Origin of the sequence: Achromobacter sp. RW408 (genome assembly GCF_003184165.1) — a bacterium.
Lineage (GTDB): Bacteria > Pseudomonadota > Gammaproteobacteria > Burkholderiales > Burkholderiaceae_B > Achromobacter > Achromobacter xylosoxidans.
On record NZ_QHHO01000046.1, the window covers coordinates 493,609 to 518,069 of the forward strand.

21 protein-coding genes and 1 tRNA gene are annotated in these 24,461 nt (G+C 67.6%); 14 read left to right on the plus strand and 8 right to left on the minus strand.

Going from position 1 to position 24,461, the window contains the following annotated elements; all coding sequences use genetic code 11:
* The first annotated feature begins 131 nt into the window (after window positions 1-131).
* From mnmD to DK459_RS12425, 9 genes are all read left to right on the plus strand, one after another.
* Window positions 132-2,003, plus strand: a complete 1,872-nt coding sequence (mnmD, locus tag DK459_RS12385) for a tRNA (5-methylaminomethyl-2-thiouridine)(34)-methyltransferase MnmD (protein WP_054444387.1) — start codon at window positions 132-134, stop codon at window positions 2,001-2,003.
* A 270-nt stretch (window positions 2,004-2,273) separates the two neighbouring features.
* Window positions 2,274-4,499: a glycoside hydrolase family 31 protein gene (locus DK459_RS12390; RefSeq protein ID WP_024067760.1), complete on the plus strand. Its 2,226-nt coding sequence runs from the start codon at window positions 2,274-2,276 to the stop codon at window positions 4,497-4,499.
* A gap of 174 nt (window positions 4,500-4,673) precedes the next feature.
* Window positions 4,674-5,762 (plus strand): methionine ABC transporter ATP-binding protein, encoded by a 1,089-nt coding sequence (locus DK459_RS12395; RefSeq protein WP_006388811.1) that lies wholly within the window; start codon window positions 4,674-4,676, stop codon window positions 5,760-5,762.
* On the plus strand, window positions 5,719-6,372 hold the full coding sequence (locus DK459_RS12400; RefSeq protein ID WP_006388812.1) for a methionine ABC transporter permease: 654 nt from the start codon (window positions 5,719-5,721) through the stop codon (window positions 6,370-6,372). The genes DK459_RS12395 and DK459_RS12400 overlap by 44 nt, the downstream gene beginning before the upstream one ends.
* 49 nt (window positions 6,373-6,421) lie before the next feature.
* On the plus strand, window positions 6,422-7,219 hold the full coding sequence (locus DK459_RS12405) for a MetQ/NlpA family ABC transporter substrate-binding protein (protein WP_006388813.1): 798 nt from the start codon (window positions 6,422-6,424) through the stop codon (window positions 7,217-7,219).
* Between the two features lie 217 nt (window positions 7,220-7,436).
* Window positions 7,437-7,512 (plus strand) — tRNA-Lys (locus DK459_RS12410).
* A 229-nt stretch (window positions 7,513-7,741) separates the two neighbouring features.
* Complete coding sequence (locus DK459_RS12415; protein WP_006388814.1) at window positions 7,742-8,248, plus strand: sigma-70 family RNA polymerase sigma factor; 507 nt, start codon at window positions 7,742-7,744, stop codon at window positions 8,246-8,248.
* Entirely contained in the window at window positions 8,245-9,234 is a 990-nt protein-coding gene (locus tag DK459_RS12420; RefSeq protein WP_110134781.1) for a DUF4880 domain-containing protein, read from the plus strand. The genes DK459_RS12415 and DK459_RS12420 overlap by 4 nt, the downstream gene beginning before the upstream one ends.
* A gap of 103 nt (window positions 9,235-9,337) precedes the next feature.
* Window positions 9,338-11,728, plus strand: coding sequence for a TonB-dependent receptor (locus DK459_RS12425; protein ID WP_104413885.1), 2,391 nt, complete (start codon window positions 9,338-9,340; stop codon window positions 11,726-11,728).
* Window positions 11,729-11,738: 10 nt separating this feature from the next.
* Here the strand turns inward: DK459_RS12425 and DK459_RS12430 are convergent, their stop codons facing one another.
* The 6 genes from DK459_RS12430 to DK459_RS12455 all read right to left on the minus strand — a co-directional run bounded on the left by DK459_RS12430 (window position 11,739) and on the right by DK459_RS12455 (window position 16,659).
* Window positions 11,739-12,170 (minus strand): RidA family protein, encoded by a 432-nt coding sequence (locus tag DK459_RS12430; protein WP_006388817.1) that lies wholly within the window; start codon window positions 12,168-12,170, stop codon window positions 11,739-11,741.
* Between the two features lie 101 nt (window positions 12,171-12,271).
* Window positions 12,272-12,559: a hypothetical protein gene (locus tag DK459_RS12435; protein ID WP_006388818.1), complete on the minus strand. Its 288-nt coding sequence runs from the start codon at window positions 12,557-12,559 to the stop codon at window positions 12,272-12,274.
* Between the two features lie 116 nt (window positions 12,560-12,675).
* Window positions 12,676-14,292 (minus strand): methyl-accepting chemotaxis protein, encoded by a 1,617-nt coding sequence (locus tag DK459_RS12440; protein WP_006388819.1) that lies wholly within the window; start codon window positions 14,290-14,292, stop codon window positions 12,676-12,678.
* Between the two features lie 148 nt (window positions 14,293-14,440).
* A complete protein-coding gene (locus DK459_RS12445) occupies window positions 14,441-15,352 on the minus strand; it encodes a LysR family transcriptional regulator (protein WP_006388820.1) in 912 nt (303 codons plus the stop codon).
* A gap of 450 nt (window positions 15,353-15,802) precedes the next feature.
* Window positions 15,803-16,222: a hypothetical protein gene (locus DK459_RS12450; RefSeq protein ID WP_006388821.1), complete on the minus strand. Its 420-nt coding sequence runs from the start codon at window positions 16,220-16,222 to the stop codon at window positions 15,803-15,805.
* The gene (locus DK459_RS12455) at window positions 16,219-16,659 is read right to left on the minus strand and encodes a Fur family transcriptional regulator (RefSeq protein ID WP_006388822.1); all 441 of its coding nucleotides are present in this window, start codon (window positions 16,657-16,659) and stop codon (window positions 16,219-16,221) included. The genes DK459_RS12450 and DK459_RS12455 overlap by 4 nt, the downstream gene beginning before the upstream one ends.
* A gap of 107 nt (window positions 16,660-16,766) precedes the next feature.
* Between DK459_RS12455 and DK459_RS12460 the strand changes: the two genes are divergently transcribed.
* From DK459_RS12460 to DK459_RS12465, 3 genes are all read left to right on the plus strand, one after another.
* Window positions 16,767-17,549 carry a helix-turn-helix domain-containing protein gene (locus DK459_RS12460; RefSeq protein ID WP_006388823.1) on the plus strand — a complete coding sequence of 261 codons (783 nt, stop codon included), beginning with the start codon at window positions 16,767-16,769 and terminating at the stop codon, window positions 17,547-17,549.
* Window positions 17,550-17,750: 201 nt separating this feature from the next.
* Window positions 17,751-17,909, plus strand: coding sequence for a hypothetical protein (locus DK459_RS30615; protein WP_020925112.1), 159 nt, complete (start codon window positions 17,751-17,753; stop codon window positions 17,907-17,909).
* Window positions 17,906-18,769, plus strand: coding sequence for a carboxylesterase (locus tag DK459_RS12465; protein ID WP_110134782.1), 864 nt, complete (start codon window positions 17,906-17,908; stop codon window positions 18,767-18,769). Before DK459_RS30615 ends, DK459_RS12465 begins: the two co-directional genes overlap by 4 nt.
* A gap of 42 nt (window positions 18,770-18,811) precedes the next feature.
* Here the strand turns inward: DK459_RS12465 and DK459_RS12470 are convergent, their stop codons facing one another.
* On the minus strand, window positions 18,812-19,285 hold the full coding sequence (locus DK459_RS12470; RefSeq protein WP_006388825.1) for a YkgJ family cysteine cluster protein: 474 nt from the start codon (window positions 19,283-19,285) through the stop codon (window positions 18,812-18,814).
* 218 nt (window positions 19,286-19,503) lie between these two features.
* On the opposite strand from DK459_RS12470, the gene DK459_RS12475 reads away from it, so the two are divergent.
* The gene (locus tag DK459_RS12475; RefSeq protein ID WP_054439587.1) at window positions 19,504-20,145 is read left to right on the plus strand and encodes a DNA-3-methyladenine glycosylase I; all 642 of its coding nucleotides are present in this window, start codon (window positions 19,504-19,506) and stop codon (window positions 20,143-20,145) included.
* A gap of 16 nt (window positions 20,146-20,161) precedes the next feature.
* On the opposite strand, the gene DK459_RS12480 is transcribed toward DK459_RS12475, so the two are convergent.
* The gene (locus DK459_RS12480; RefSeq protein WP_024067769.1) at window positions 20,162-22,090 is read right to left on the minus strand and encodes an LTA synthase family protein; all 1,929 of its coding nucleotides are present in this window, start codon (window positions 22,088-22,090) and stop codon (window positions 20,162-20,164) included.
* Window positions 22,091-22,385: 295 nt separating this feature from the next.
* Between DK459_RS12480 and DK459_RS12485 the strand changes: the two genes are divergently transcribed.
* A complete protein-coding gene (locus DK459_RS12485) occupies window positions 22,386-24,458 on the plus strand; it encodes an AsmA family protein (protein WP_020925109.1) in 2,073 nt (690 codons plus the stop codon).
* Window positions 24,459-24,461: the final 3 nt, after the last annotated feature.

A 24,461-nucleotide genomic window follows, 5' to 3' on the forward strand; every position in this document is an offset into this window, starting at 1 on the left:
AGGTATGCGTCAGGACCGTTGCGGCGGGGCAAAAGCCGCGCCGCGCGTGGTGCGCATCCAACGCACGCGGCCACGTCGTCAGATAATCCCGCCTTGCCGATATTCCCGATTTTTACTTGAGCCGCCGTCCCATGTCCTCGTCCTATGTGCCCCTGACCCCCGCCGTTGCCGGATTCGACGAGCAGGGCCGGCTCTACAGTCCCGCGTATGGCGATGTCTACCATTCGCCGTCCGGCGCCCTGGGGCAGGCCGAGCATGTATTCCTGCGCGGCAACGGCCTGCCGGAGCGATGGCGCGGGCGCGATGCGTTCACGGTGTGCGAAACCGGCTTTGGCCTGGGCCTGAACTTCCTGGCGCTGTGGCGCGCGTGGCGCGACGACCCGCAACGCGCGCATCGCCTGCACGTCGTATCGCTGGAGGCGCATCCTTTCGGTCGTGAAGACCTGGCGGCGCTGCTGGCGCGGCATGCGCCCGAGGCCCTGGCGCCGCTGGCGGCGCAGCTGGCGGCGCAATGGCCGCCCTTGCTGCCCGGGCTGCACCGGCTCGAATTCGAGGGGGGCGCGGTGACGCTGACGCTCGGGTTCGGCGACGCGCAGGCGCTGGCACCGCGCCTGTCGGCGCGCGTGGACGCGTATTTCCTGGACGGCTTTGCGCCCGAGCGCAACCCGCGCATGTGGGAAGCGCCCTTGCTCAAGGACCTGGCGCGGCTGGCTGCGCCGGACGCCACGGTCGCCACCTGGGCCTGCACGGGAGAGCTGCGGCGGGCCTTGCAGGAGGCGGGTTTCGCGGTGCGGCGCGCGCCGGGCTACGGCGGCAAATGGCACATGACGGCGGGCACGGCGACTGCGGGCGCGGACGCCGCGCCGGCCGCGGTCGGCGAAAACGCCCGGCATGCGCTGGTGGTGGGCGGCGGATTGGCCGGCGCGGGCATCGCGCAAGCGCTGGCCCTGCGTGGCTGGGGCGTGACCGTGCTGGACGCCGGCCTGGCGCGGGGCGTGCCGGCCCATGCCGGCCATGTGGCGGCGGCGCTGACGCCGGTGCTGGCGCGTGACGACAATGCCCGCGCGCGATTGTCGCGCGCCGGCAGCGGCCGCGCCCTGGCGCGTTGGGCCGGCCTGCCGGGTGGCGCGGCGCCGCGGGTCTGCGGCACGGTCCAGCTCGAGCGTGATGCGGGCCGCGCGGCGGCATTGGCGGACACCCTGGCAACCCTGGCCTTCCCCGCCGACTGGGCGCGCGCGGTGAGCCGCGACGAAGCCAGCGCGCTGGCGGGCCTGCCGCTGGCGCGCGGCGGCGTGTTTTTTGGGCAGGGCATGTTGGTGCAGCCCAGCGAATTGATTCCGGCCTTGCTGGCAACGCCGGGCGTGCGGGCGGTGCCGGGCAGTGTGGCCCGGGTGGAGCGCGGCGCCGACGGCTGGCGCGCGCTGGATGCGGCGGGGGCGACGCTGGCGCGGGCCGATCATGTGATCCTCGCCAACGCTTTTGGCGCGCAACAGGTGCTGGCCGCCAGCAATCTGCTGGCGCCCTTGCCGCGGGTGGCGCAGATGCATGCGCTGGCGGGTGAAGTCACGCTGGTGCCGGCGGCCGCGCTGGGCGGCGGCCCGCGTTGCGTGGTGGGAGGCGAAGGCTATCTGCTGCCGGACACCGGTCGCGGCTGCGTGGCGGGCAGCACCTACGTGCATGGCGCCAGCGAGGCGCGCATCGGCGCCGAGGGCCAGCGCGTTACCTTGGACAAGGCGGCCGGCCTGCTCGGCGAAGGTTTTGCCGCCTTCCATGCCCTGGCGCCGGGCAGCCTGCCGGGCTGGGCGGGGTGGCGCGCGGTGTTGCCGGGGCGCCTGCCGGCGGTGGGCGAATTGCCGCATGCGCCAGGCCTGTGGCTGGCCGTCGGCTATGCCTCGCGCGGCCTGTCGTGGTCGGCGCTGATGGGCGACCTGATCGCGGCCCGCCTCTGCGGCGAGCCGTCACCTCTTGAAACGGATCTGGCTGGCCTGATCGCGCCCCGCTGAAAAAAACTTCGGGCTGGCGCGGGGCGCTGCGTCCGCTAGCGTAGAATTGTGGCAAATGCCAGGATTTGGCGCCAAATGGGTTCGCGTTGCGGACAAACCAGGCGTTTCGGCGGCGCGTCGGCAACGCTCTGGATGCCGGCCCGCCGGGGCTTTGTGACCCCTTTTTTGGATGATATCGCCGTCCAAAAGAGGGACCGAGTTTATTTCAAAGCTCAAATCCGTCAAAATAGCGTCTTTTGATGGTTTTTGGCTTAAGCCGGGGGATGCTCTGTGCCGCCCAAGTTCGACTTTGCCCATACTACCCAGCTCGACAACATCGAGCTGCTGACGTCCCGCCCCAGTCGCATCGATTTCGACGCGGGCGATGGGTTGCACCTGGTAGTCGAGGCGCATGCGCCTGGTGTGTTCCGCCTGCGCTGCGGCGAGGCGAACCACCTTACCGATGACAAACCCGGCGCGCGCGCGCGCGCCGTGGCCGAGATGTTGCTCGCGCGCCAGGAGGCGGTGGGCGAGGCCGCCATCGCCCCGCGCGACGGCGGCGACGGTTGGCGCATCACCCAGGGCGACGTGGCCCTGGAAATCCAATCCAATCCCGTCCGCTTCGCGCTCTACCGCAACGAAGAGCGGGTGTTCGAGTCCGAGGTTTCCGCGCATACGCCCGCATTCGGGCACAACGCGCTGGACCAGGCCGACGCCGCAGCCTGGACCGCCGGTTTCACCCTGCTGCCGGACGAACGCGTCTACGGCCTGGGCGAAACCCCGGGCGACCTGAATCGCCGCGAAGAATCCGTCGTGTCCGACGACCCCGAGCATCGCGCCCTGCCGCTGGCATGGAGTCCGCGCGGCTGGGGCCTGTACGTCAACACGATGCGCCGGGTCGAACACTCGGTCGGCGTGGCGCCGGCCGATTCTGCCTATGTCGTCAGTGTCGACGACGTGGTGCTGGACGTGTTCCTGTTCGCCGGCGAACCCGCCGAAATCCTGAACCAGTACACCGCGCTGACCGGCCGCGCCGGCCAGCCGGTGCTGTGGGCCATGGGCGCCTGGCTGCAGCAGGCCAGCGGCGAAATGCCGACGCAGACCGTGGCGCTGCTGGGCCGCATGCGCGAGAACCAGATCCCGGTCGACGCCGTGACGCTGGCGCAGCCGGCGGCCTGGGGCTTCCAGGCCGACAAGACCGTGTTCGAATGGGACGCCCAGCGCTTCCCCGACGCCAAGCAGATGCTGGCGCTGTTCCACAAGCACAACGTGCACGTGGCGGCCTCGGGTTTCCCGGGTGTCATCAAGACCAGTCCGCTGTTCGAGGAACTCGAGGACCGTGGCTGGCTGCTGACGCGCGAAGACGGTTCGGCACAGGTGTTCGACGGCAATGCCGCCACCTCGGGCCAGCCCTATGGCCTGCTGGACCTGACCTATCGCGACATCTACAACCTGTGGGTCGAGCGCCATCGCCAACTGGTCGAGGACGGCCTGGACGCGCCGGCCTGCGACGCCCAGATCGCCATCCCCGACGGCGTATCCGCCCGCAATGGCGAGACCGGCCCGGCGCTGCGCAGCATGTATCCGCTGCTGGTGCGCCGCGCGCTGTTCGACGCCGTCGCCGGCCTGAAGGTGCCGCCCGAAGGCGTGGTGCCCAGCACTGACCTGTTCCCGGCCGCGCAACGCCTGCCGTGGCAGGTGGGGCCGCAGGTCGACAACACCTGGGAAGGCCTGCGCCACACCCTGCGTACCGCGCTGTCGATCGGCGCCTCGGGCCTGCCGGTCCAGGTGCACGGCATCGGCACGGGCGGGCGCGGCACCGCCGACATGACGCCCGAGTTGTACCTGCGCTGGCTGACCGCCGGCGTGTTCTCGGCGAATTTCTCGTTCCAGGGCGTGGCCGGCCTGCTGCCGTGGGACTTCGGTGACGAGACCCTGGCCCACGTCAAGACCTGGATGCAGTGGCGTTACCGCCTGGTGCCCTACGTGCTGGGCGCCATCGAGGATGCCGCGCGCACCGGCCTGCCGGTGCAGCGTTCCATGGCGCTGTCGTTCCCGAATGATCCGCATGCCCACGAATGGGACCTGCAATACCTGCTGGGGCCGGCCTTGCTGGTGGCGCCGATCACCGCGCCGGGCAAGCAGGTGCGGGTGTATCTGCCCAAGGGCGAAGCGTGGTGGGACCTGAACACCGGCCATCGCTATGAAGGCGGCACCACCTGGACCATCGACTGCGAGCCGGGACAATACCCGGTGTTCGGGCGCGAAGGGCACATGCTCTGTCTCGGCCCGGCGGCGCAGCATACCGGCGAATTCAATTCGGCCCGCATCCTGGACGAAGTCTGGATGTTCGGCATGCCGGTGCACAACCCGGTGGTCATGCGCAACAAGATCCGCGTCATGCAGATGCAGGGCTCCAGCTACATCAAGGGGCTGGAAGGCCTGCGCATTTCGCCGTCCGAGGGGCTGGAGGTCAAGCGCCGCGGCGCGGAAGTCCGCATCTCGCGCGCTCGCTGAAGCCAGGCGAGGCCGGCGCGCCGGCCGCCGATAAAAAAAGGGCAGTCAGGAAGGCTTTCCTTCCCGACTGCCCTTTACGTCTTTGCGCGGACGTCTTTTATATTACTGTAAGTTATTAAAAATGGAAAAAACGGTCGTTCTCTTTAGAAGAGAAAAGATACAAAATCGCTTGCCATGATTCAGATCGAGAACCTATCCAAGACCTACGCCACGCCGCACGGCCAGTTCCAGGCGCTGCGTGGCATCAACCTGCATATCCAGCAGGGCGAGGTCTTCGGCATCATCGGCCCCAGCGGGGCCGGTAAAAGCACGCTGGTCCAGTGCATCAACCTGCTGGAGCGCCCGAACGAAGGTTCCATCGCCATCGGCGGCCAGGCCCTGACCGGGCTGAGTGAGGCGCAGTTGCGCGCCCAGCGCCGCCGCATCGGCATGGTGTTCCAGGGCTTCAACCTGCTGTCGCGCCGCACGGTGTATGGCAACGTGGCGTTGCCGCTGGAAATCGCCGGCGTCGCCAAGAGCGAGATCCCGGCCCGCGTCGAGCGCCTCTTGGCGCTGGTGGGCCTGGAGCACCTGCGCGACCGTTATCCCAGCCAGATCAGCGGCGGCCAGAAGCAGCGTGTCGGCATCGCGCGCGCCCTGGCCAACAATCCGGACGTGCTGCTCAGCGACGAAGCCACCTCCGCGCTCGACCCCGAGACCACGCACAACATCCTGGCGCTGCTGCGCGACATCAATCGCAAGACCGGTGTCACCGTGGTCATGATCACGCACCAGATGGAAGTGGTGCGCGAGGTCTGCGACCGCGTGGCCGTGCTGTCGCAGGGCGAAGTGGTCGAGATGGGCAGCACGCGCGAAGTGTTCGCGCAGCCGCGCCACGAAGTGACCCGCGCCATGGTGTCGGCCGCGACCGCGTCGGACCTGACCGACGCCACGCTGGCCGCCGTCAAGCAGCGCATCGAGACGCTGGCCGCCGCCAAGCCGGGCCAGGCCGTGCGCCTGCTGCGCCTGTCGCTGACCGGCACCGACGCGTCGGGCTCGTTCCTGTCCGACCTGTCGACGCAGTATTCGCTGGACGTGGGCCTGGTGCAGGCGCGCGTCGAAGACATCCAGGGCGTGGCCGTCGGCACGATGTTCGTGCTGGCCCAAGGCACGCCCGCCGCGGTCAGGGACGCCATCGCCGCGTTGACCGCCCGTGACATCACCGTTGAAGAAATTGCCCATGAGTCCGCAACTGATCGACCTGCTTATTACGTCGCTGCTTGACACCCTGCTGATGGTGGGCGTGGCCAGCGCCATCGCGGTGCTGGTCGGCATTCCGCTGGGCGTGATCCTGACCGTCACCGCGCGCGGCAACATGCTGGAGAACCAGGCCGTCAACCACGCGCTGGGCGCGGTCATCAACGCCACCCGCTCGGTGCCGTTCGTGATCCTGATGGTCGCCATCATCCCGTTCACGCGCCTGGTGGCGCAGACCTCGATCGGTACCACCGCCGCCATCGTGCCGCTGTCGGTGGCCGCGATCCCGTTCATGGCGCGCATCGCCGAGAACGCCATGCGCGAAGTCGATCCGGGCCTGATCACCGCCGCGCGCGCCATGGGCGCCTCGCCGATGCAGATCATCATGAAGGTGCTGTTGCCCGAGGCGCTGCCCGGCCTGATCGCCGCCACCATCGTCACCGTGGTCAGCCTGATCGGCTACTCGGCCATGGCGGGCGCCATCGGCGGCGGTGGCCTCGGCGACCTGGCGATCCGCTACGGCTACCAGCGCTTCCAGTCCGACGTGATGGCCGCCGTGGTCATCGTGCTGATCGTGCTGGTGCAGCTGATCCAGAGCCTGGGCGATCGCTACGTGCGCCGCATCTCGCACCGTTGAGCACACCGAACATTCTTCTCCTCCTTCCGACATTCGGGAAATTCGCAACATGAGCATCAAGGTTTTGAAGTCGCTGGCCGCGTTCGCCCTCGGCGCCGCCGTATTCGCCCAGCCCGCGCTGGCCCAGGACAAGCCGCTGAAGGTCGGCGTCACGGCCGGCCCGCACGCCCAGATCTTCGACGTGGTCAAGCAGGAAGCCGCCAAGCAGGGCCTGAACATCCAGGTGATCGAGTTCACCGACTACGTGCAGCCGAACGTCGCGCTGGCCTCGGGCGACCTGGATCTGAACAGCTACCAGCACCAGCCGTACCTGGACAACGCCAACGCCGATCGCGGCTACAAGCTGGTCAGCATCGCCAAGACCGTGATCTTCCCGATCGGCATCTACAGTAAGAAGATCAAGTCGCTGTCCGAGCTGAAGGACGGCGCCCGCATCGCGCTGCCGAACGACCCGACCAACGGCGGCCGCGCCCTGTTGCTGCTGCAGGCCAATGGCCTGATCAAGCTGCGTCCGGAAGCGGGCCTGAAGGCCACCCCGATCGACGTCATCGAGAACCCGAAGAAGCTGCGCTTCATCGAACTGGACGCCGCCCAGCTGCCGCGTTCGCTGGACGATACCGACGCCTCCGCCGTGAATACCAACTTCGCGTTGGAAGCGGGCCTGAACCCGGCCACCGACGCCATCGCCCAGGAATCGCCCAACTCGCCGTACGCCAACGTGCTGGTGGTGCGTGAAAAGGACAAGGACCGTCCCGAGTTCGCCAAGCTGGTGAGCATCTACCACAGCCCGGCCGTGAAGCAGTTCATCGAGACCAAGTTCAAGGGCGCGGTGGTCGCCGCCTGGTAAGCCAGGATCGCCTCTCCGATGCAGAACGGCCGCGCAAGCGGCCGTTTTTCGTTGGCGCGCGCGGGACGGCCATTTTTCATGGTCCCACCGGCGCGACCGCGGGGACGTGTGCACTGGCGCGTTGGGCGGGGCGCGAACGGATGTTGCGTCATTGAGGCGCCTCGTCTCCATTTTTTGACAAGGTCTGCGAAATCAGCCATAATTTCTGGCTTCGGTCGGGCTGATAGCTCAGTCGGTAGAGCAGCGGACTTTTAATCCGTTGGTCGCGAGTTCGAGTCTCGCTCAGCCCACCACCCCAAATTTGTTGGAGCCAAGTGCCTGCGAGGTTGTTCAGGTCTTTGTTCCTGGCGGCCAGATTGCCTCTGGCGCCGCCGCATCGAAAAGACGCCGCTTTCATAGCGGCGTTTTTTTTTTGCGACGCAGGCCTTGCCGCGGTTTTCTTCTGGCAGGGCCAGCATCGCATCCCGGCGGGGGAATCGTGTCATAATCAATAACGATTCCTATTTCCCTATTTTGTGCGCCGTGGACTCCCATCTGGCCAGAAACGCCCGCTTCGCCAGCATCTACAAAGACGATCATCCGTGGCTCGAGCGGCGCTTGCGCGATGGCCTGCGCAACCGGGAAGATGCGCAGGACGTCGCCAGCGAGACCTTCACCCAGCTGCTGCAGGCGCCGGCGCTGCACCAGTTGCACGAGCCGCGCGCGATGCTGGTCACGATCGCGCGGCGCATCACCTGGCGGCTCTGGCGCAGGCGTGAACTGGAGCGGGCCTGGCTCGACATGCTGCGCATCCAGCCCGAACTGGTGGAACCCTCGGCGGAGAGCCGCTACCAGACCTTGCAGGCATTGCAGGCCCTGGACGCCGTGCTCGATGGCCTGTCCTCCAAGGCCCGCATGGCGTTTCTCTACAGCCAGCTCGACGGCATGACGCACGTCGATATCGCCGGCCGCCTGGATGTGTCTCCCACGATGGTGCGCAAGTACATCGCCCAGGCCTTGCAGCGCTGCTGCGCGGTGTTCGACGCATGAGCGCCACGCCCGCCGCCGCGGCGCGCGAAGCCGCCATTGCCTGGCGGCTCTGTCTGTCCGGGGGCGCGGCCACGGAGGCCGACCAGCGCGCATTCGAGGCCTGGTTGGCCGCCAGTCCGTCGCACCAAGCGGCCTGGCACCACCTGGAGGCGGCGCTCGGCAGCGCGCTGCACGCCATCGATCCCCGTCTGTTGAGCGCTTCCGGCGCGTTGCGGCGCTCCTTGCTGCGGCCGCAGGAGGCCCAGCGGCGTCGGCTGAACAAGCTGCTCCTGACCGCTGGCGGACTGGTCGGCGGCGCCGTCTGCCTGGACCGGTTCCTGCCGCTGACCCACGTGGCGGCGGACTACCTGACCGCCACCGGACAGCGCCGTACCGTGGCCTTGCCCGATGGCGCCATCATGGAACTGGACGCGCGCACCGCGGCCAGCGTCGATTTTTCGGGCGGGCGGCGGCGGGTGCGACTGGAAGCGGGCGCCATCGTCGTGAGGTTGGCCGACGGCGCCGACGCGGTTGGCGGAGCGTCACCGCTGCGCATCCAGACCGCGCAAGGCACGGTGCTGCCGCGCAGCGGCAGCGTGCTGGTGCGATGCGCCGAGGACCGCAGCCAGTGCGTGGCGCTGACCGGACAGGCCGGGATCGTCAGCGTGGGCGGCCAGCAGCGCCTGCTGGCCGAGGGGGAGGGCGCGTGGTTCGACGCGCACAGGATCGACCCGGTCCAGGCGGCGCAGACCCATGCGGCCGCCTGGCAGGAAGGGCGGATCGAGGTCCACGACGAGCCGCTGCAACGGGTGGTCGACGCGCTGGCGCGCTATCGCCCGGGCTGGATCCGGGTGTCTGCCGCCGCCAGCCGCCTGCGGGTGTCCGGCCTGTTCCCGCTGGATGATACCGAGCGCGCCCTCGAGGCCCTGCGCCACACGCAGCCGATCACCCTGCGCCGCTTCGGCGCCTGGCTGGTGATGATCGACGTCGCTGCGCGGCAGGCCTGAGGCGCGCTTGCCGCGCCACAGGAAATTTTCCGCGCCGGGTGTTTTTTTGGCGATGCCATTGCACATACATGGAACGCGTCTTCACGCAATCACGGAGTGCTCCATGTTCTGCTTCAGGTCCCCGGCTTCCCGCGCGCTGGCCGCGCTCGCCTTCGCCAGCGCCGTCCCGGTCCAGGCGCAAGTCGCCCAGGAGGTCCGGTCGTATCGCATCGCGGCCGGTCCGCTCGACGTCGCGCTGACCCAGATCGCGCGGACCGCGGGCGCGGTGATCTCGTATTCGCCCGAACTGGTGGCCGGCAAGATGGCGCCAGCGGTCGCTGGCGACCTGACGCTGCGGCAGGCCGCCGGGCGCGCGCTGGCCGACTCGGGTCTGGAGCTGTCCACGGCGGCGGATGGCACCCTGACGCTGCGGCGGAGCGCGGCAGGCGTTGCCACGCTGGCGCCGGTGAATGTCGAAGGCGCCACGCTGGGGCCGGTCACCGAGGGCTCGGGCGCGTACACGATCGGTTCGATGAGCACCGCGACCAAGTTCCAGTTGTCCCAGCGCGAGACGCCGCAGTCGATCAGCGTGGTGACGCGGCAGCAGATGGATGACCGGGGCTTCCAGTCATTGGATGAGGTGGCGCGCGATACCACGGGCCTGACCACGCGCCAGATCGGCGGCGGCGAGCGGACCCAGTTCTTCTCGCGCGGGTTCGAGATCAGCTCCTTCCTGGCCGATGGCGTGCCGCTGGCCTATGACTACGACACGCAGGGCGTCGCCACCCTGGCGATGTATGACCACGTGGAGGTGCTGCGAGGCGCGTCCGGGCTGATGACCGGCGTGGGCAATCCGTCGGGCACGATCAATCTGGTGCGCAAGCGGCCGACCTCCACGCCGCAATTCTCGGTGACGACCAGCGCGGGCAGCTGGGACAACTACCGTGGCGAGGTCGATGGGTCGGGGCCCCTGAACGCCAGCGGCAGCGTGCGCGCGCGTGGCGTGGTCGCCTACCAGGATTCGCGCACCTTCAAGAAGGCGTACGAGCATCAGCGGCAGCTGTACTACGGCACGATCGAGGCCGACCTGGGCGCGAACACCACGCTGAGCGTGGGCGGCTACTACAACCGCGAGGACAACCCGGGCGCCGACTGGAACGGCCTGCCGACGCGGCGTGATGGCTCGTTCTATGACTTCAATCGGTCGACCCGCCTGACCCCCGACTGGGCCTACTGGAACAAGGAGAACTCCAGCCTGTTCGCCGAGCTGGACCACCGTTTCGCGAACGGCTGGAAAGGCCGGGTGACGGCCCGCGTGCTGCGCTCGAAGCTGGACATGCTGGGCACATATCTCTATCCCCTGGAGGATTCCGAGGACTTCGGCCAGGGCGCGGGCCAATACGCCTACGACAAGACGCAGCACAGCATCGACGGCTACCTGAGCGGTCCGTTCCAGCTGCTGGGCCGCACCCACGAACTGGTGCTGGGCGGCAGCTTTCGCCGCAACAAGGACGATGACGGCCCGGGCGGCTGGCCCACGGATTACAACGTGATCGTCGATCCCATGAACTGGGATTCCAGCGCGGTGCCCAAGCCCGCGTTCACCTACCCGTGGTCGCGCAAGGGCCACCAGCGCTTGTCCAGCGCGTACGCCACCACCCGGCTCAGCCTGGCTGATCCCCTGACGCTGATGCTGGGGGCGCGGGTCGATTCGTATGAATACCGCATGACGCTGAAGTCCGGCGACTACGTCGATCCGGCCGGCTACAAGGTGAGCAATGAGATCACGCCCTACGCCGGGCTGGTCTACGACCTGGACGCCCACCACTCGGTGTATGCCAGCTGGACCTCGATTTTCCAGCCACAGAACTACCAGACGGCGACGGGCGCGTTGCTGGATCCGGTGACGGGCACCAATCTGGAGGCCGGGATCAAGGGCGAATACTTCGACGGCAGGCTAAACGCCAGCGCCGCGATTTTCCAGATCAACCAGCGCAACCTGCCGGTCACGCAGTTGCAGTCCACCTGCGCGAATCCGACCCAGTCGTGCTATTCGCAAGCGGGCGAGGTGCGGAGCCGGGGGGTGGAGCTGGAACTGGCCGGCACCTTGACGCCGGGTTGGCAGGTCATGGCCGGCTACACCTACAACCAGTCCACGTACCTCAAGGATTCGGAGAACGGTCCCGCCGGCACGCGCTATGACACGCAGACGCCGCGCCACCTGTTCAAGCTGTCCACCATGGTCACGCTGCCCGGCGCGCTGAACGCATGGCGCGTGGGCGGCGCGGTCCGCCTGCAAAGTCCGATCAGCCTGCCGCGCTACAACGTGCGGCAGGCGGGCTATGGCATTGTCGATACGGTCGTGTCGTACCAGGCGAGCCGCAACCTGGATCTGCGCCTGAACGTGTACAACATCTTCGACAAGTACTACTACCAGGCGATCGGCAGCACCCAGGACAACAACCATTTCGGCGCGCCGCGGTCGTTCCTGCTGACCGCCAAATACACTTTCTGAGGCAGGGGGATCAGAGCGGCAGCAGCGCCGTCGCCTCGATCTCGACCAGCATGCCGTCGAGCGCCAGCCGCGGCACCGGGATCAGGGTGCAGGCGGGCGCCAGGTGGATGCCCCAGCGCGACTTGATCTCGTTGGAGAACAGCGCCAGGCGTTCCTGGGTGTGGTCGACCACCAGCACCGTCAGCTTGGCCACATCGAACAGGGTGGCGCCGGCCGCGTGCAGGGCGGTCTGCACGTTGTCCAGCGCCTGGCGCACCTGGACGAGGAAGTCAGGGGATAGTTCGCCCCGGCTGTTTTCGCCACCCTGGCCGGCCGCGAACACCAGCCGGGCGGGCGTGTCGGCCACGGCCACATGCGAGTAGCCATTGGGGCGGGGGTCGTACAGGCCCGGCGGGTTGATGAAGGCGAGCGAGGACAAGGCGGGGGTGATGCGGGACGACATGCGGGACTCCGGGAACAACCGTATTGGCGAAGCCGGAGTATCGAACCTAAACCGCGGTTGAGGTCAAGCGATCGCCCGCAATCGTCGGCGGGCCCCAAGGATCAGGACAGGGTGCGGGGCGGCATGGCCGACAGGTCGGCCAGGCTCAGGCCACAGCCGCGCGCGCGTTCGGCCAGGGTGGCGCTTTGTTCCAGCGCCCGTTTGCTTTCGATCAGCAGTACGTCGAGCTGCTCGTCCAGCGACGACGCCATGGCCCAGGCCCGCTCGGCGAATTCGGCCGAGAAGGCGTCGACACAGGATTTGCAGATGGACGAGCCATTTCTTTCCAGCAGCGGCGCGCCTTGGGCCAGCGTCGATAGGCAGAAATGGCAGGCGAGGGCGCGGTTCATGCGTCGGGGCTCGTGGTCGGGTGGAGGCCCGCCGCGGCAAGGGCTGCGGCGGGCCTGACCTACAGGACAACGGCCGATTCGGCGAAGTCTTAAATCGCCGTCTCCCCAGGCGTGTTTCAGGCGACATAGGCCGCGCGCAGCGGCGCGGCGATGGCCTGCGGCGTCACGTCGATGACGGTCTCGGCCGGCAGCTTGAAGAACGCCGCGGTGGCCGCCAGGCGCTTGGCCTGCTCTTCCAGCGATGCGGCCGCGGCCGCGGCTTCCTCGACCAGCGCCGCATTCTGCTGGGTGACGTCGTCCATCTGGGTGACGGCGCGGTTGATCTGGTCGATGCCGAGGGACTGTTCGGTCGAGGCTTCGGTGATCTCCGCCATGATGTGGGTGACGCGCTGCACCGAGGCGACGATTTCCTGCATGGTGTCGCCGGCCACGCGCACTTGCTGCGCGCCGTTGTCGACATTGCTGGAGGATTGCTCGATCAGGTCTTTCACTTCCCGGGCGGCCTGGGCGCTGCGCTGGGCCAGCGTGCGCACTTCGCCGGCGACCACGGCGAAACCCTTGCCCTGCTCGCCGGCGCGGGCCGCCTCGACCGCGGCGTTCAAGGCCAGGATATTGGTCTGGAAGGCGATGCCGTCGATCACCGAGACGATCTCGGCGATGCGGCGCGAGCTTTCCGAGATCCGGGCCATGGTTTCCACCACCTGGCCGACCGCTACTCCGCCGCGCAGCGCGACCCCGCGGCTTTCGGCCGCGAGGCCGTTGGCCTGGTGCGCATGCTCGGTGTTCTGCTTGACCGCGGTGGCGAGCTCTTCCATGGAGGCGGCGGTTTCCTCCAGCGAGGCGGCCTGTTCCTCGGTGCGGGACGACAGATTGGTGTTGCCCGAGGCGATCTCGGCGGCGCCGGTATTGATTTCGGTGACGCTGCGGCGCACCTCGGCGACAGTACGGGTCAGGCTCTCCTGCATGCGCTTGAGCGCCGTGAACAGGACGCCGATTTCGTTGTCCGAGTTCACCGCGACGCGCTGGGTCAGGTCGCCCGACGCGATGCGGTCGAAATGCAGGGCGGCGTCTTTCAGCGGTTGCAGCACCTGGCGGCTGATGAAGCGCCAGCAGCCCAGCGCCAGGACGGCGGCCAGGGCCAACATGATGATGGTGGACAGTTCCGCCCGGTCGTAACGCTGGTCGGAAGCCGTGTTGATGGCGGCACTGCGGCGTTCGGTGTGCTCCAGGAAGCCATTGACCCGCTCGACGAAGCGGGCGTCGGCGCCGCGCGTGTCGGCGACCGCGGCCGCGTAGCCTTCCGCCGACTGCTTCTGCAGCGCCTGCTCCAGGGTTTCGATGCTGCGCACGTAGCCGTTGAAGACGCTGTCCAGTTCGCTGGCAAGCCTGGCGCCGGCCTCGGTGTTCTTGGGCACCTGCTGGTAGACGGCGAAGCGCTTGCGCGCCTCGCGCAGGTATTGCGTGGCCTGGTCGATGCTGCCTTGCGCCTGGCTGCCCTTGCCGGACACGATGTCCAGGTAGGCGGCCACCAGCGTCAGCCGGCTGCGCAGCAGCAACGTCTGGGTGTCATAGAGCGGGCGGGTCTGCTCGGTGGCGACTGAGTTCAGGTCGTCCACCGCCGTGTCGGCGTCGAGCGCATACAGCCAGCCCATGCCGGTGGCGACCGCCAGCGCCAGGACGAAGATGGCCAGGACGGCCAGCAGGCCGGTGCGTATCTTCAGGTTCTTCAGCATGCTCGCAGGCTCCTATGTATGTCTTGGTGCTGACCCGTCAAAGCGCGGTGTCGGAAAAATCCGGATTGACTGTAAATTTGAATTACATATTTAACAATTGATCATTTTTCATCGGGGCATTCTGGTTTCGGCAATGCCAGCCGGCCGGCTAGAAAAACCGGTGCGTGTCGTTGCGGATGAAGCGCAGGAACCGGTGCGCGGCATCGGACAAGGGACGCGAGGCATGCGTCTGGAACTGCAGCTGGCCGGCGTTGAGCAGGGCATCGTTGAGCGGGCGGCAGATGAGCCGGCCGCTTGCCAGGTGATCGGCGGCCGTCAGGCGGGCGCACAGGGTGATCGCGTCGCCCGTCAGGACATAGTGATAGGCCGCTTCCGGCAGATTGGAGGTGAATGCCGCCGACAGCGTGATGTTGTACAGGCTGCAGGCCGTGTCCAGGATCTGGCGCAGGGCGCTGCCTCCGTCGGGCAATGCCAGCGGATACGCGGACAGCTGGGTGAGATGCAGGGATTCGCAGGCGGCCAGCGGGTGGTCGGGCCGCATCACGGCGACGATCTCCGCCGGATGCGCGTAGAAGACGGCAATGTCCTTTTCCGCGATGTGGCTATAGGTGACGCCAATGTCGGCCTGTGCCGAGCGGACGCTCTCGGAGACCTGGCCGGCGTCCAGGATATGCAGGTTGAAGCGGACCGAGGGGTGCTCGGCCTGGAAAGCGGCGAATTTGCGTGGCAGCGCATAGGTGGCAAAGCCGGGAGCGCCGGCGACTTTCACGGTCTGGGTATAGCGGCCGTTCTGGCCGTCGATCTCCGCATAGGTGCGGGCGGCGTCGGCTTCCACCCGGCGCGCATGATCCGCCAGGATGCGGCCGGCTTCGGTCACCCGCATGCCCTTGGGATGGCGTTCGAACAACTGGTTGTGCAGGCGTTGTTCCAGGCCGGCGATCTGGCGGCTGACCGCCGAACTGACGACATTGAGCCGCGCGGCGGCGCCATTGACGGATCCTGTGTCGACGACGGCGAGAAAGTAACGAAGCGCGGTGCTGTCGAATTGGAATCGCTTCATTGATATGAGTGCCGTAAATCGCAGTGTCGAGTCCGGGCGGCTGGCAACCGTAAAAGCAGCGCGCGAGACGGTGGCCCCTGACATACCGGTAAGCAAAGCGTACCGATACCCGTCGGGGGCGGCCGCGCGCCGTGGCGTCTTGTGAACGCCGCGGCCAACGGCGTCGGACCACGGAAGCGATGGCGGGTTGCGCGGCCGGCGGGACGGGTGCGCCGTCCGGGGAGCCCGGTGCGCGGGGATGCCAGTCCCGGGGCCTGCGGGACAGGCGATTGGGCCAGAGGTGGAATTTATTCCAGCAACACCTTTTGCCACAATCGCAAATTTATCAATATTGCATTCTAATTTCGGCAATAAGACGCTGTGGCTGGAGTTGCGGCCGGGCGCGGGCGGAAGACGAAAAAAAGCGCGCCGGAGGGCGCGCCTGCAAAGTGGACCGTGGCGGAGGGCGGATCAGTCCAGCACGAAGCCGCCGGGGCCGGCCTGGCCCAGCAGTTCACGGGCGCATTGCACCGCCTCGTGGGCCGTCGCCACGGCCAGGAACGGCATGCCGAAGGCGCGCGCCATTTTCTCGCCGCGTTTGCGGATCTTGTCCAGCGCGCCGGCGTCGCGCTCGACGGCGATGAAGGCGCGGCAGCGCGCCTTCAGCCGCGACATGTTGCTGGTCTGCCATTCGATCATGGCCTTGCGATCGTCGTGGCTGGCTTCGTTGCGCATGTCGGGCACCACCATGACGAAGGTCTGCGGGTTGTTGACCAGCATCTCCATCTCGCGGATCCAGCTGGCGGAATAGCCCGCCGGGGCGCTGCCGTGCTTGGCGGTGACGATGGGGAACTGGGATAGGTCGTGGAAGAAAAACTGGTCGCGGTTCATTCGAATTCTCCGATGGAAAGGGCGGGACCGCCCTTGTGGCAGCCGCAGCCGCCGTAAAGCACCAGGCTGTAGGAGTCCAGCGCGAAGCCGCTTTGCCTGGCGATCTTGCGCACCAGTTGCGTCATTGCGCTGTCGCTGGACTCCTGGATCCGGCCGCAATGGCGGCAGACCAGGTGGTCGTGGTGTCCCTTGTCATTCAACTCGTACACGGTGGAGTGCGAGTCGAGCTGAGTACGTTTGAGCAGTCCGGCGTCCTCGAGTTGCGTGATGACGCGATAAACCGTGGCCAGGCCGATGCTGCTGTGTTCCGAGATGAGGCTGCGGTAGATGTCCGCCGCGCTCAGGTGCTGGTCCGCGTGCTGGTGGAAGATGTCCAGGATCTTCAGGCGCGGGAAGGTGGCTTTGATGCCGGCCACCCGCAGGCGGGTATGGTCCATGATGATTCTCCATTCCGGGGCTGCTGCCCGAATGATGAGAATGATGTACATTTTCAAAAAGTCCCGCTAACGGGAACCCGTCAACCTGTAGCTCAAATCTGCCAACCATGTCCGACCTGGTCGTGGTCCACCACGCCATCCCCGATGTCTTGTTGACGCCCTTCAGCATCCAGCACCCCCGGGCGTCCAAGGGCATCTCCGTGCCCGACCATTCCCACAACGAGGGCATGCTGGTGCTCGTGCATGCGGGTCTGGTGCTGGTGCAGGTCGGCACCCAGGTCTGGACGGTGCTGCCCGGCAGCCTGGGCTGGATTCCACCCGGGGTGCAGCATGCCGCGCGCTGGTTCGGCGAGGCGCGTGGTTCGTTCCTGTACGTGCGGGCCGACGCCTGCGCCCGGCTGCCGGATCATTGCCGCTCCTGGCCATCGTCGCGACTGATCGACGCGTTGATCGAGCGCTTCACCACCAGCCAGTCGGGCGAGCTGTCCGACGTCTACCTGGAACAGCTGTTCGACGTGCTGCTGGCCGAGATCACGCAACGCGAGCACGCGCCGGTGTTGCTGCCGATGCCGCATGATCCGCGCCTGCAGGACCTGGCCAATTCCCTGCTGGGCACGCCCGACGACACCTCCGGCATCGACGAATGGGCGCAACGGTTGAACATGTCGTCGCGCACCCTGATGCGCCGTTTCCGCCAGGAGACCGGCGTCACGCTGGGCCAATGGCGCCAGCAGGCGCGGCTGTTGCGCGCTCTGGAAATGCTCTGCCGCGGCGGGTCGGTGACCGAGGCGGCGCTGTCTGTGGGCTACGAAAGCACCAGCGCCTTCATCGGCAGTTTCCGCAGCGCTTTTGGCATGACGCCCACGCGCTACCTGGCCGGCCGGGAATAGGCCGCCGGCATTTCCCGCCGGCCGCGTCCGGCCGCCGAGCCGGTTGCCCCGGCCATGCCCGGACGCGGTGGCCGTCCAGCCTTTACGCATCTTCACTTTTTCCCGACAGATTTGCGGATCTTCCCGCGCGCCCCTTGCCTACCATGGCGCCAGGGTAGGACAGGTCTTCTCGTCCCGCCCTCCATGCATCAAGGGTGTTCCATGACTTGCCAACCAATCTTCGCTTTCCCGCCGGCCGGGAGCGCCGGCGGCGCCGCGGCGCCGGCCCCGGTTATCGCCTTCGCCCACGTCCTGGCGCGCCTGCTGGCCGCCACGCGCAACGCCTGGCAGCTCGACGCCGTGGCCGGGAGCGCGCCGTGACGACGCCTCGCACCGGAGCGCTGCTGATCCATGGCCTGGGCGGCACCGAATTCGACATGGGCTCGCTGCACAAGGTGCTGGCGCGCGCGGGAGTGGAAACCCATGGCGTGACGTTGCCCGGCCACGCCGGCCGGCCCGAGGACCTGCTGGACGTGCGGGTCGAGGACTGGATGGACGTGGTGACGCGCCGCTACCGCGAGTTGTGCGAGCAGTACGAAGTCGTGCACGTCATCGGCATGTGCCTGGGCGCGCTGCTGGCCGTGGAGCTGTGCAAACGCGAATCGCATACCCGGGGCGCGCTGGTGTCGCTGTCCGCGCCCGTGTTCCTGGATGGCTGGAGCACGCCGTGGTATCGCGGCCTGCGCTACCTGCTTTACCACGTGCCGGGGGTGCCGCGCCGCATCCGGGTCGAGGAAGAAGACCCCTACGGCGTCAAGAGCGAACTGGTGCGGGCCTTCATCAAGGCCGGCTTCGCGCGGGGCGACGGCTTCCATTACCAATGGGTGCCGCTGGCCTGCGTGCGCCAGGTCGACCGGTTGCGCGGCATGGTCAAGCGCGGGCTGGAGCAGATGCGCTGCCCGACGCTGGTGATGCACGCGGTCGAGGACGAGCTGACCAGCCCGCGCTCGGCGCGCCTGCTGGGCGCGCGGATTCCCGGCGCGTCGGTGGTGTTGCTGCAGGACAGTTACCACATGATCTGCGTGGATCACGAGCGCGAGCGCGTGATGCAGAGCGTGCTGGCATTCCTGGGCAAGGATCCGGGCATCGTGCGTGTGCGGCGGCGCGCCGCAGAATCGCGGCGGACCCGCGGCGCAACCGCGCCGGACGAGGCGCAAGGCCTGCTGGTGGCCGCCCGCTAGCGGCGCTTGTCTGCGCAGGGCCGGGACGCCTTGCGCGGGGGCTCAGGCGGCCGCGGGCTGGTCGGGCTGATTGGGATGCGAAGGGCCCTGCGGGTCGTTTTCGGCATCGGGGCGCGGCGGCACTGCCGGCAGGCCCAGGGCCAGCCTCAGGCGCTGGCAATCGGGGTTGGGCGAGCCGTCGGGCTGCCAGATGTCGAATTCGCGGCAGGGTGTCGGGCGGTTTTCGTAGATGGCGCAATGGATGCCCGGCCGGCCCAGTTCGCCGCGCAGCGAGATGCAGCGGCCGCCGCCCATTTCGGTGCCTTTCATGCAGGCGCGCAGCGGGCTCATCTGGGTGACCAGATCCAGCGGCACCTGGCCGCCATTTTCACCGGCCAGTTCGCCGATATAGAACGACACCCGGAAATGCGAGCAACAGGCGCCGCAGTCCAGGCAGGGATTGGTGGCGGGGTTGTTGTCGCCGGCCAGCAGGGCGGGCGACACCAGGGTCAGGGCGGCTGTCTCGAGCAGGGACATGGCGGTGGATCCGAAAGCCCCGTCCGGGCCCCGGCATGGACGCAAAACGGGCTTGCATGCCGCAAGCCCGCCAGGCCGATCCGGGACGGCGCGCGGGCACGGCCGGCGCGGGATCAGGGTGGGAAATAGTAGCTGGATTCGGCTTGCGGCCGCTACGACTTTTTTCGGGGACGTTGCTGCGGTAGCATCGGAAACCCGACAGCCGCCAGGACGCTTCCATGAACGCCAATTCCGACTTCTCCGACGGCCTTGCCCGCTGCGGCTGGGTCGACACATCCGCCGAATACATGGCGTACCACGATACCGAATGGGGCTTCCCGCAAGGCGACGACCGCGCCCTGTTCGAGCAATTGTGCCTAGAAGGCTTCCAGTCGGGCCTGAGCTGGCGCACCATCCTGAACAAGCGCGAGGCGTTCCGCCGCGGCTTTGCCGGCTTCGATCCGGCCAAGGTCGCGCGCTTCGGCGAAGCGCAGATCCAGGCGCTGCTGGCCGATGCCGGCATCGTGCGCCATCGCGGCAAGATCGAGGCCGTCATCAACAACGCGCAACGCGCGCTCGAAATGATCGAGCGCGAGGGCTCGCTGGGGGCGTTCCTGTGGCGCTTCGAGGCCCCGGCCGGGGCCGCGTCCACGCGCGGCGCATCGACCTCGGCGCAATCCGAGGCCTTGTCCAAGGCGCTCAAGAAGCTGGGCTGGAAGTTCGTGGGGCCGACCACCGTCTATGCGTTCATGCAGTCGGTGGGCATGGTCAACGACCACCATCCCGACTGCCATTGCCACGCTCCGAGTGAGCGGGCCCGCAAGGCGTTCCGGCGGCCGGCCCAGGCTGCCGCGGACAAGGGCGGGGCAGCCGGCCCGTGATCGGCCGCCGCGTGGCTCAGCGCGTGGCAGTCAGCGGCGCGGACGCGGTTTGCGCGGGCGCGGCCGCGGCGGGGATGCAGTAGCGGCCCTCGCGGTAGGCCCAGCTGGGCCACAGCGCGTGTGCCAGCGCTTCCTCGGCCAGTTCCGGGTCCAGCGCCACCGGCGCGTAGTCTTCGGGCGCGGTGTAGCGGTATTGCACGGGCGTCTTGTTCGGCGCCATCACCAGCAGGTCGTTTTCCTTCAGGTAGCCATAGGTGTTGTCGTACTGCATGATGGCGCGGCCCGGGGTGCTGCGGGTCAGGTCGTGGCCCAGCATGGGGTGCTCGGTGTCGACGCCGATCAGCGACAGCAGCGTCGGCGCCAGGTCGATCTGGCTGATCAGGCGATCGTCGCGCCGCGCTTCGATACCCGCGCCCAGGATCACCGCCGGTATATGGAAATGGCGCACCGGCACCAGGCTGGCGCCGAACACGCGCGAGTCATGGTCGGCGGCAATCAGGAATACGGTGTTTTCCCAATACGGCGCGTCCTTGGCGCGCTCGAAGAAGCGGCCCAGCGCCCAGTCGGCATAGCGCACGGTGTTTTCCACCGTGGCCGGATTGCCGTCGGTCTGGATGCGGCCCGCCGGATATTCCCACGGCGAATGGTTCGACACGCTGAAGGCCAGGGTGAAGGTGGGCTGGTCGCCATCTTCGCGCAGCAGGCGGTCGAGCTGGTTGAACATGTCCTCGTCCGACGCGCCCCAGGTGCCGACGAAGGCGGGATCGACGAAGTCCTCGCGGTCGACGATCTGCTTGAAACCGTTGCCCAGGAAGAAGCCTTTCATGTTGTCGAAGTGCGATTCGCCGCCGTAGATGAAGCGCGAGTGGTAGCCGTGGCGGCCCAGCAGGTCGGCCAGCGAGAAGAAGCCGCGCTGCGATCGCGGCAGCTTCAGCACCGCCTGCGCCGGAGTCGGCAGGAAACCCGTCACCACGGCCTCCAGGCCGCGCACGGAGCGCGTGCCGGTGGCGTAGGCGCGGGTGAAGGTCCAGGCCTGGCGCGCCAGCGCGTCCAGTTCGGGCGTCAGGTCCATGCCGCCCAGGCCGGCGCTGTATTGGGCGCCCAGGCTCTCTTCCAGGATGATGACCAGGTTGAGGGGGCGGGCGGTTTTACGGCTGGCGGGCTGGCGATGCAGGCTGGGGTGGTCGGCATTGGCCGGCGGGTAAGGCAGGCCGGCTTGCGCCAGCACGCGGCGATGCATGTCGTCGTCGTCCATGCCGCCATACACGGCCGAGGCCGACTTCTCGTTCTTCATGCTGTAGACGGCGTAGAACACGTTGTACAGCGAGTTCAGCGCCAGGGTGTTGAGCATGCCGTCCGAACTGTAGGCGACCGATGACGGATTGATGGGACGGTGGCCCAGCGTGCCGCGGATCGCCAGGATCACCACGGCCAGGATCGCCAGGCTGGCCAGCGGCATCTGCCACCAGGCCAGCGGCGCATCGGGCACGGCGTGGCCGAACAGCTCATACGCGCCCCAGCCGATCAACCCCAGGGCGCCGAAGCCGCCCAGCAGCGCACCCTTGTAGCCACGCCACAGCATGCCGGAGACTTCGCGCGGGTGCTTCAGGTATTCGACGAACAGCCGGTTGGGACGGGTGTCGTATTCCAGGATGAAAGGCGGCGTGGCCACCTCGAGGAACGCCATCAGGATGAAAGCCACCAGATACCAGATGCCGGCGGCCGTGGCGGCAAATGGCAAATGCCCGAACCATGGCGACAACACCGCCGGCAGCGCCGCCATGACGCCGATCTGGTGGGCGTCGATGCGCAGGCCGCCCAGCAGCAGCGGCAGCAGGCCGCCCGCGTTGCGTACGCGCTGCCATTGCCATGCGGCCAGGGCCAGGCGGCTGAGGGTGAGCAGCGCAAAGGCCGCCACCACGAAAATCAAGCTTGAATGCCGCATCGGGCCTCCAGGTAGTGCCGCGGTTCCGCGCCGAACGCGCGGCGGGTCGATCGCCCCGCGCATTTGAACAGGGCCGGCGTCAAAAATTCGGTATGGATTATTCCTGCCATGCCAGCGAAACCTCCGCTTTCGCCCGGCCGCTTTGTAACTTTTGCCGACCGGGCTCTCTATGACATGGAAAAATCCGTACACATTATGGGGCCGGCAAGCTTAACCCGCCTGGCCGGGCGCGCTACCCTTGAGGGTAAATAGGGCCGGTATCGGCGTTCCGGCGGCAACGGCAAGGATCATAACGATGACACGCAAAACAAAAATAGCGGGCGGAATCGTGGGGGGCATTGTCCTCCTGGTGGCGGTGCTGGTGGTGGTGGTCGCGACCTTCGACTGGAACCGTGCCCGGCCGATGATCAACGAGCGGGTCAGCGCGGCCATCGGCCGTCCCTTCGCCATCAATGGCGATCTCAGCGTGGAATGGTCGCGGGAATCGGACGAAGGCGGCTGGCGTGCCTGGGTGCCATGGCCGCGCGTCGTGGCCAATGACATCAGCGTCGCCAACACCGAATGGGGCAAGGCGCCGCAGTTCGCCACCCTGAAACGCGGCGAGTTCAGCCTGTCGCCGCTGCCGTTGCTGAGCCAGCGGGTGGTGATACGCCGGATCCAGCTGACCGAGCCCGCCGCCGACCTGGAGCGGCTGGCGGATGGCCGCGCCAATTGGGTTTTCACGCTGCCCGAGTCGGGCGAGCCGTCGCCCTGGGTGCTGGATATCAATGAAATCGGCTTCGACAAGGGGCGGGTCGGCCTGTCGGACGCGATCCTGCAGGCCGACCTGACCGTGGTGGTCGACCCCTTGGGCAAACCGGTGCCTTTCGCCGATGTCGCGGGCGCTTCCTTCGTGCCGGAGGATGCGGCCGCCACGGCGCCGCGCGACTACGTTTTCGGCTGGAAGGCCGAGGGCAAATACAAGGGCCTGGCGACCAAGGGCGAAGGCAAGGTGGGCGGCATGCTCGCCTTGCAGGACCCCAGGCAGCCCTTCCCGGTGCAGGCCGATGTGACAATCGGCGGCACCAAGGCAGCGGTCGCCGGCACGCTGACCGACCCGGTGAACCTGGGCGCGCTGGACCTGCGGCTGAAACTCTCCGGGGGGTCGATGGCGCAACTGTATCCGCTGACCGGCGTGACCCTGCCGGACACGCCGCCGTATTCGACCGACGGCCATCTGGTGGCCAAGCTGCGCAACGCCGGCGGCGCCGTCTTCGATTACCGCGACTTCAACGGCCGGGTCGGCGGCAGCGACCTGCACGGCGACGTGTCGTTCGCGTTGAGCGCGCCGCGTCCCAAGCTGACCGGCAAGCTGACGTCCAGGCAGTTGCGCATGGAAGACCTGGGGCCGCTGATCGGCGTGCCCTCGGGCAAGCAGGCGCCGGCCCAGGACAAGCCCAAGGATGCGCCGGCCAAGCGGGCCGGCGGCAAGGTCCTGCCGACCCAGGCGTTTCGTACCGATCGCTGGCGCGACATGGACGCCGACGTGGCGCTGGAGGCCGGCCGCATCGTGCATGACGCCAAGCTGCCCCTGTCCGATCTGTCGGTCCATCTGGTGCTGCAGGACGGCCAGCTGACGCTGGACCCGCTGCGCTTCGGCATGGCGGGCGGCAGCATGGCCGCGACGGTGCGGCTGGACGGTTCCCAGCAGACGCTTACGGGACGCGTCGACATGCATGCGCGGCGGCTGCGCCTGAAGCAGTTGTTTCCCTCCGCGCAGGCCATGCAGAAGACGCTGGGCGAACTCAATGGCGACTTGGCGTTGTCCGGCACCGGCAATTCGGTGGCTGCGCTGCTGGGATCGGCCAGCGGTGATGTGAAGATGCTGGTCAACGATGGGGTGATCAGTCGCAGCCTGATGGAGATCGCCGGACTCAATGTCGGCAATTATGTGGTCTCCAAACTGTTCGGTGACGACGAGGTGAAGATCAACTGCGGCGCCGCCGATCTGTCGATGAAGAACGGCGTGATGACACCGCGCGTATTCGTGTTCGACACCGAGAACGCGCTGATCAACATCACAGGCACCACCGATTTCAAGAACGAGAAACTGGATCTGGACATCACGCCGGACAGCAAGGGTTTTCGCATCTTCTCGCTGCGTTCGCCGCTGTACGTGCGCGGCACCTTCGGATCGCCGGACGTGGGCGTGCACGTGGGACCGCTGGCGGCGCGCGGCGCGGGCATGGTGGCGTTGGGCGTGATCCTGACGCCCGCCGCCGGCCTGCTGGCCCTGATCGCGCCCAGCACGACCGACGACAATTCTTGCGGCACGCTGCTCAAGCAGATGCGGACACCGCCCAAGGCGCCCGCGCCCAAGGGCAAGTAGGCG

What these genes read in the sequence shown, in the direction of transcription:
- DK459_RS12445 (WP_006388820.1), bottom strand. Translation starts at nt 15,352, where the DNA reads ATGAAGCGATTCCAATTCGACAGCACCGCGCTTCGTTACTTTCTCGCC.
- DK459_RS12460 (WP_006388823.1), top strand. Translation starts at nt 16,767, where the DNA reads ATGTCCGACCTGGTCGTGGTCCACCACGCCATCCCCGATGTCTTGTTG.
- DK459_RS12420 (WP_110134781.1), top strand. Translation starts at nt 8,245, where the DNA reads ATGAGCGCCACGCCCGCCGCCGCGGCGCGCGAAGCCGCCATTGCCTGG.
- DK459_RS12450 (WP_006388821.1), bottom strand. Translation starts at nt 16,222, where the DNA reads ATGAACCGCGACCAGTTTTTCTTCCACGACCTATCCCAGTTCCCCATC.
- DK459_RS12475 (WP_054439587.1), top strand. Translation starts at nt 19,504, where the DNA reads ATGAACGCCAATTCCGACTTCTCCGACGGCCTTGCCCGCTGCGGCTGG.
- DK459_RS12440 (WP_006388819.1), bottom strand. Translation starts at nt 14,292, where the DNA reads ATGCTGAAGAACCTGAAGATACGCACCGGCCTGCTGGCCGTCCTGGCC.
- DK459_RS12430 (WP_006388817.1), bottom strand. Translation starts at nt 12,170, where the DNA reads ATGTCGTCCCGCATCACCCCCGCCTTGTCCTCGCTCGCCTTCATCAAC.
- DK459_RS12435 (WP_006388818.1), bottom strand. Translation starts at nt 12,559, where the DNA reads ATGAACCGCGCCCTCGCCTGCCATTTCTGCCTATCGACGCTGGCCCAA.
- DK459_RS12400 (WP_006388812.1), top strand. Translation starts at nt 5,719, where the DNA reads ATGAGTCCGCAACTGATCGACCTGCTTATTACGTCGCTGCTTGACACC.
- DK459_RS12485 (WP_020925109.1), top strand. Translation starts at nt 22,386, where the DNA reads ATGACACGCAAAACAAAAATAGCGGGCGGAATCGTGGGGGGCATTGTC.
- mnmD (WP_054444387.1), top strand. Translation starts at nt 132, where the DNA reads ATGTCCTCGTCCTATGTGCCCCTGACCCCCGCCGTTGCCGGATTCGAC.
- DK459_RS12455 (WP_006388822.1), bottom strand. Translation starts at nt 16,659, where the DNA reads ATGGACCATACCCGCCTGCGGGTGGCCGGCATCAAAGCCACCTTCCCG.
- DK459_RS12480 (WP_024067769.1), bottom strand. Translation starts at nt 22,090, where the DNA reads ATGCGGCATTCAAGCTTGATTTTCGTGGTGGCGGCCTTTGCGCTGCTC.
- DK459_RS12470 (WP_006388825.1), bottom strand. Translation starts at nt 19,285, where the DNA reads ATGTCCCTGCTCGAGACAGCCGCCCTGACCCTGGTGTCGCCCGCCCTG.
- DK459_RS12425 (WP_104413885.1), top strand. Translation starts at nt 9,338, where the DNA reads ATGTTCTGCTTCAGGTCCCCGGCTTCCCGCGCGCTGGCCGCGCTCGCC.
- DK459_RS12405 (WP_006388813.1), top strand. Translation starts at nt 6,422, where the DNA reads ATGAGCATCAAGGTTTTGAAGTCGCTGGCCGCGTTCGCCCTCGGCGCC.
- DK459_RS12395 (WP_006388811.1), top strand. Translation starts at nt 4,674, where the DNA reads ATGATTCAGATCGAGAACCTATCCAAGACCTACGCCACGCCGCACGGC.
- DK459_RS30615 (WP_020925112.1), top strand. Translation starts at nt 17,751, where the DNA reads ATGACTTGCCAACCAATCTTCGCTTTCCCGCCGGCCGGGAGCGCCGGC.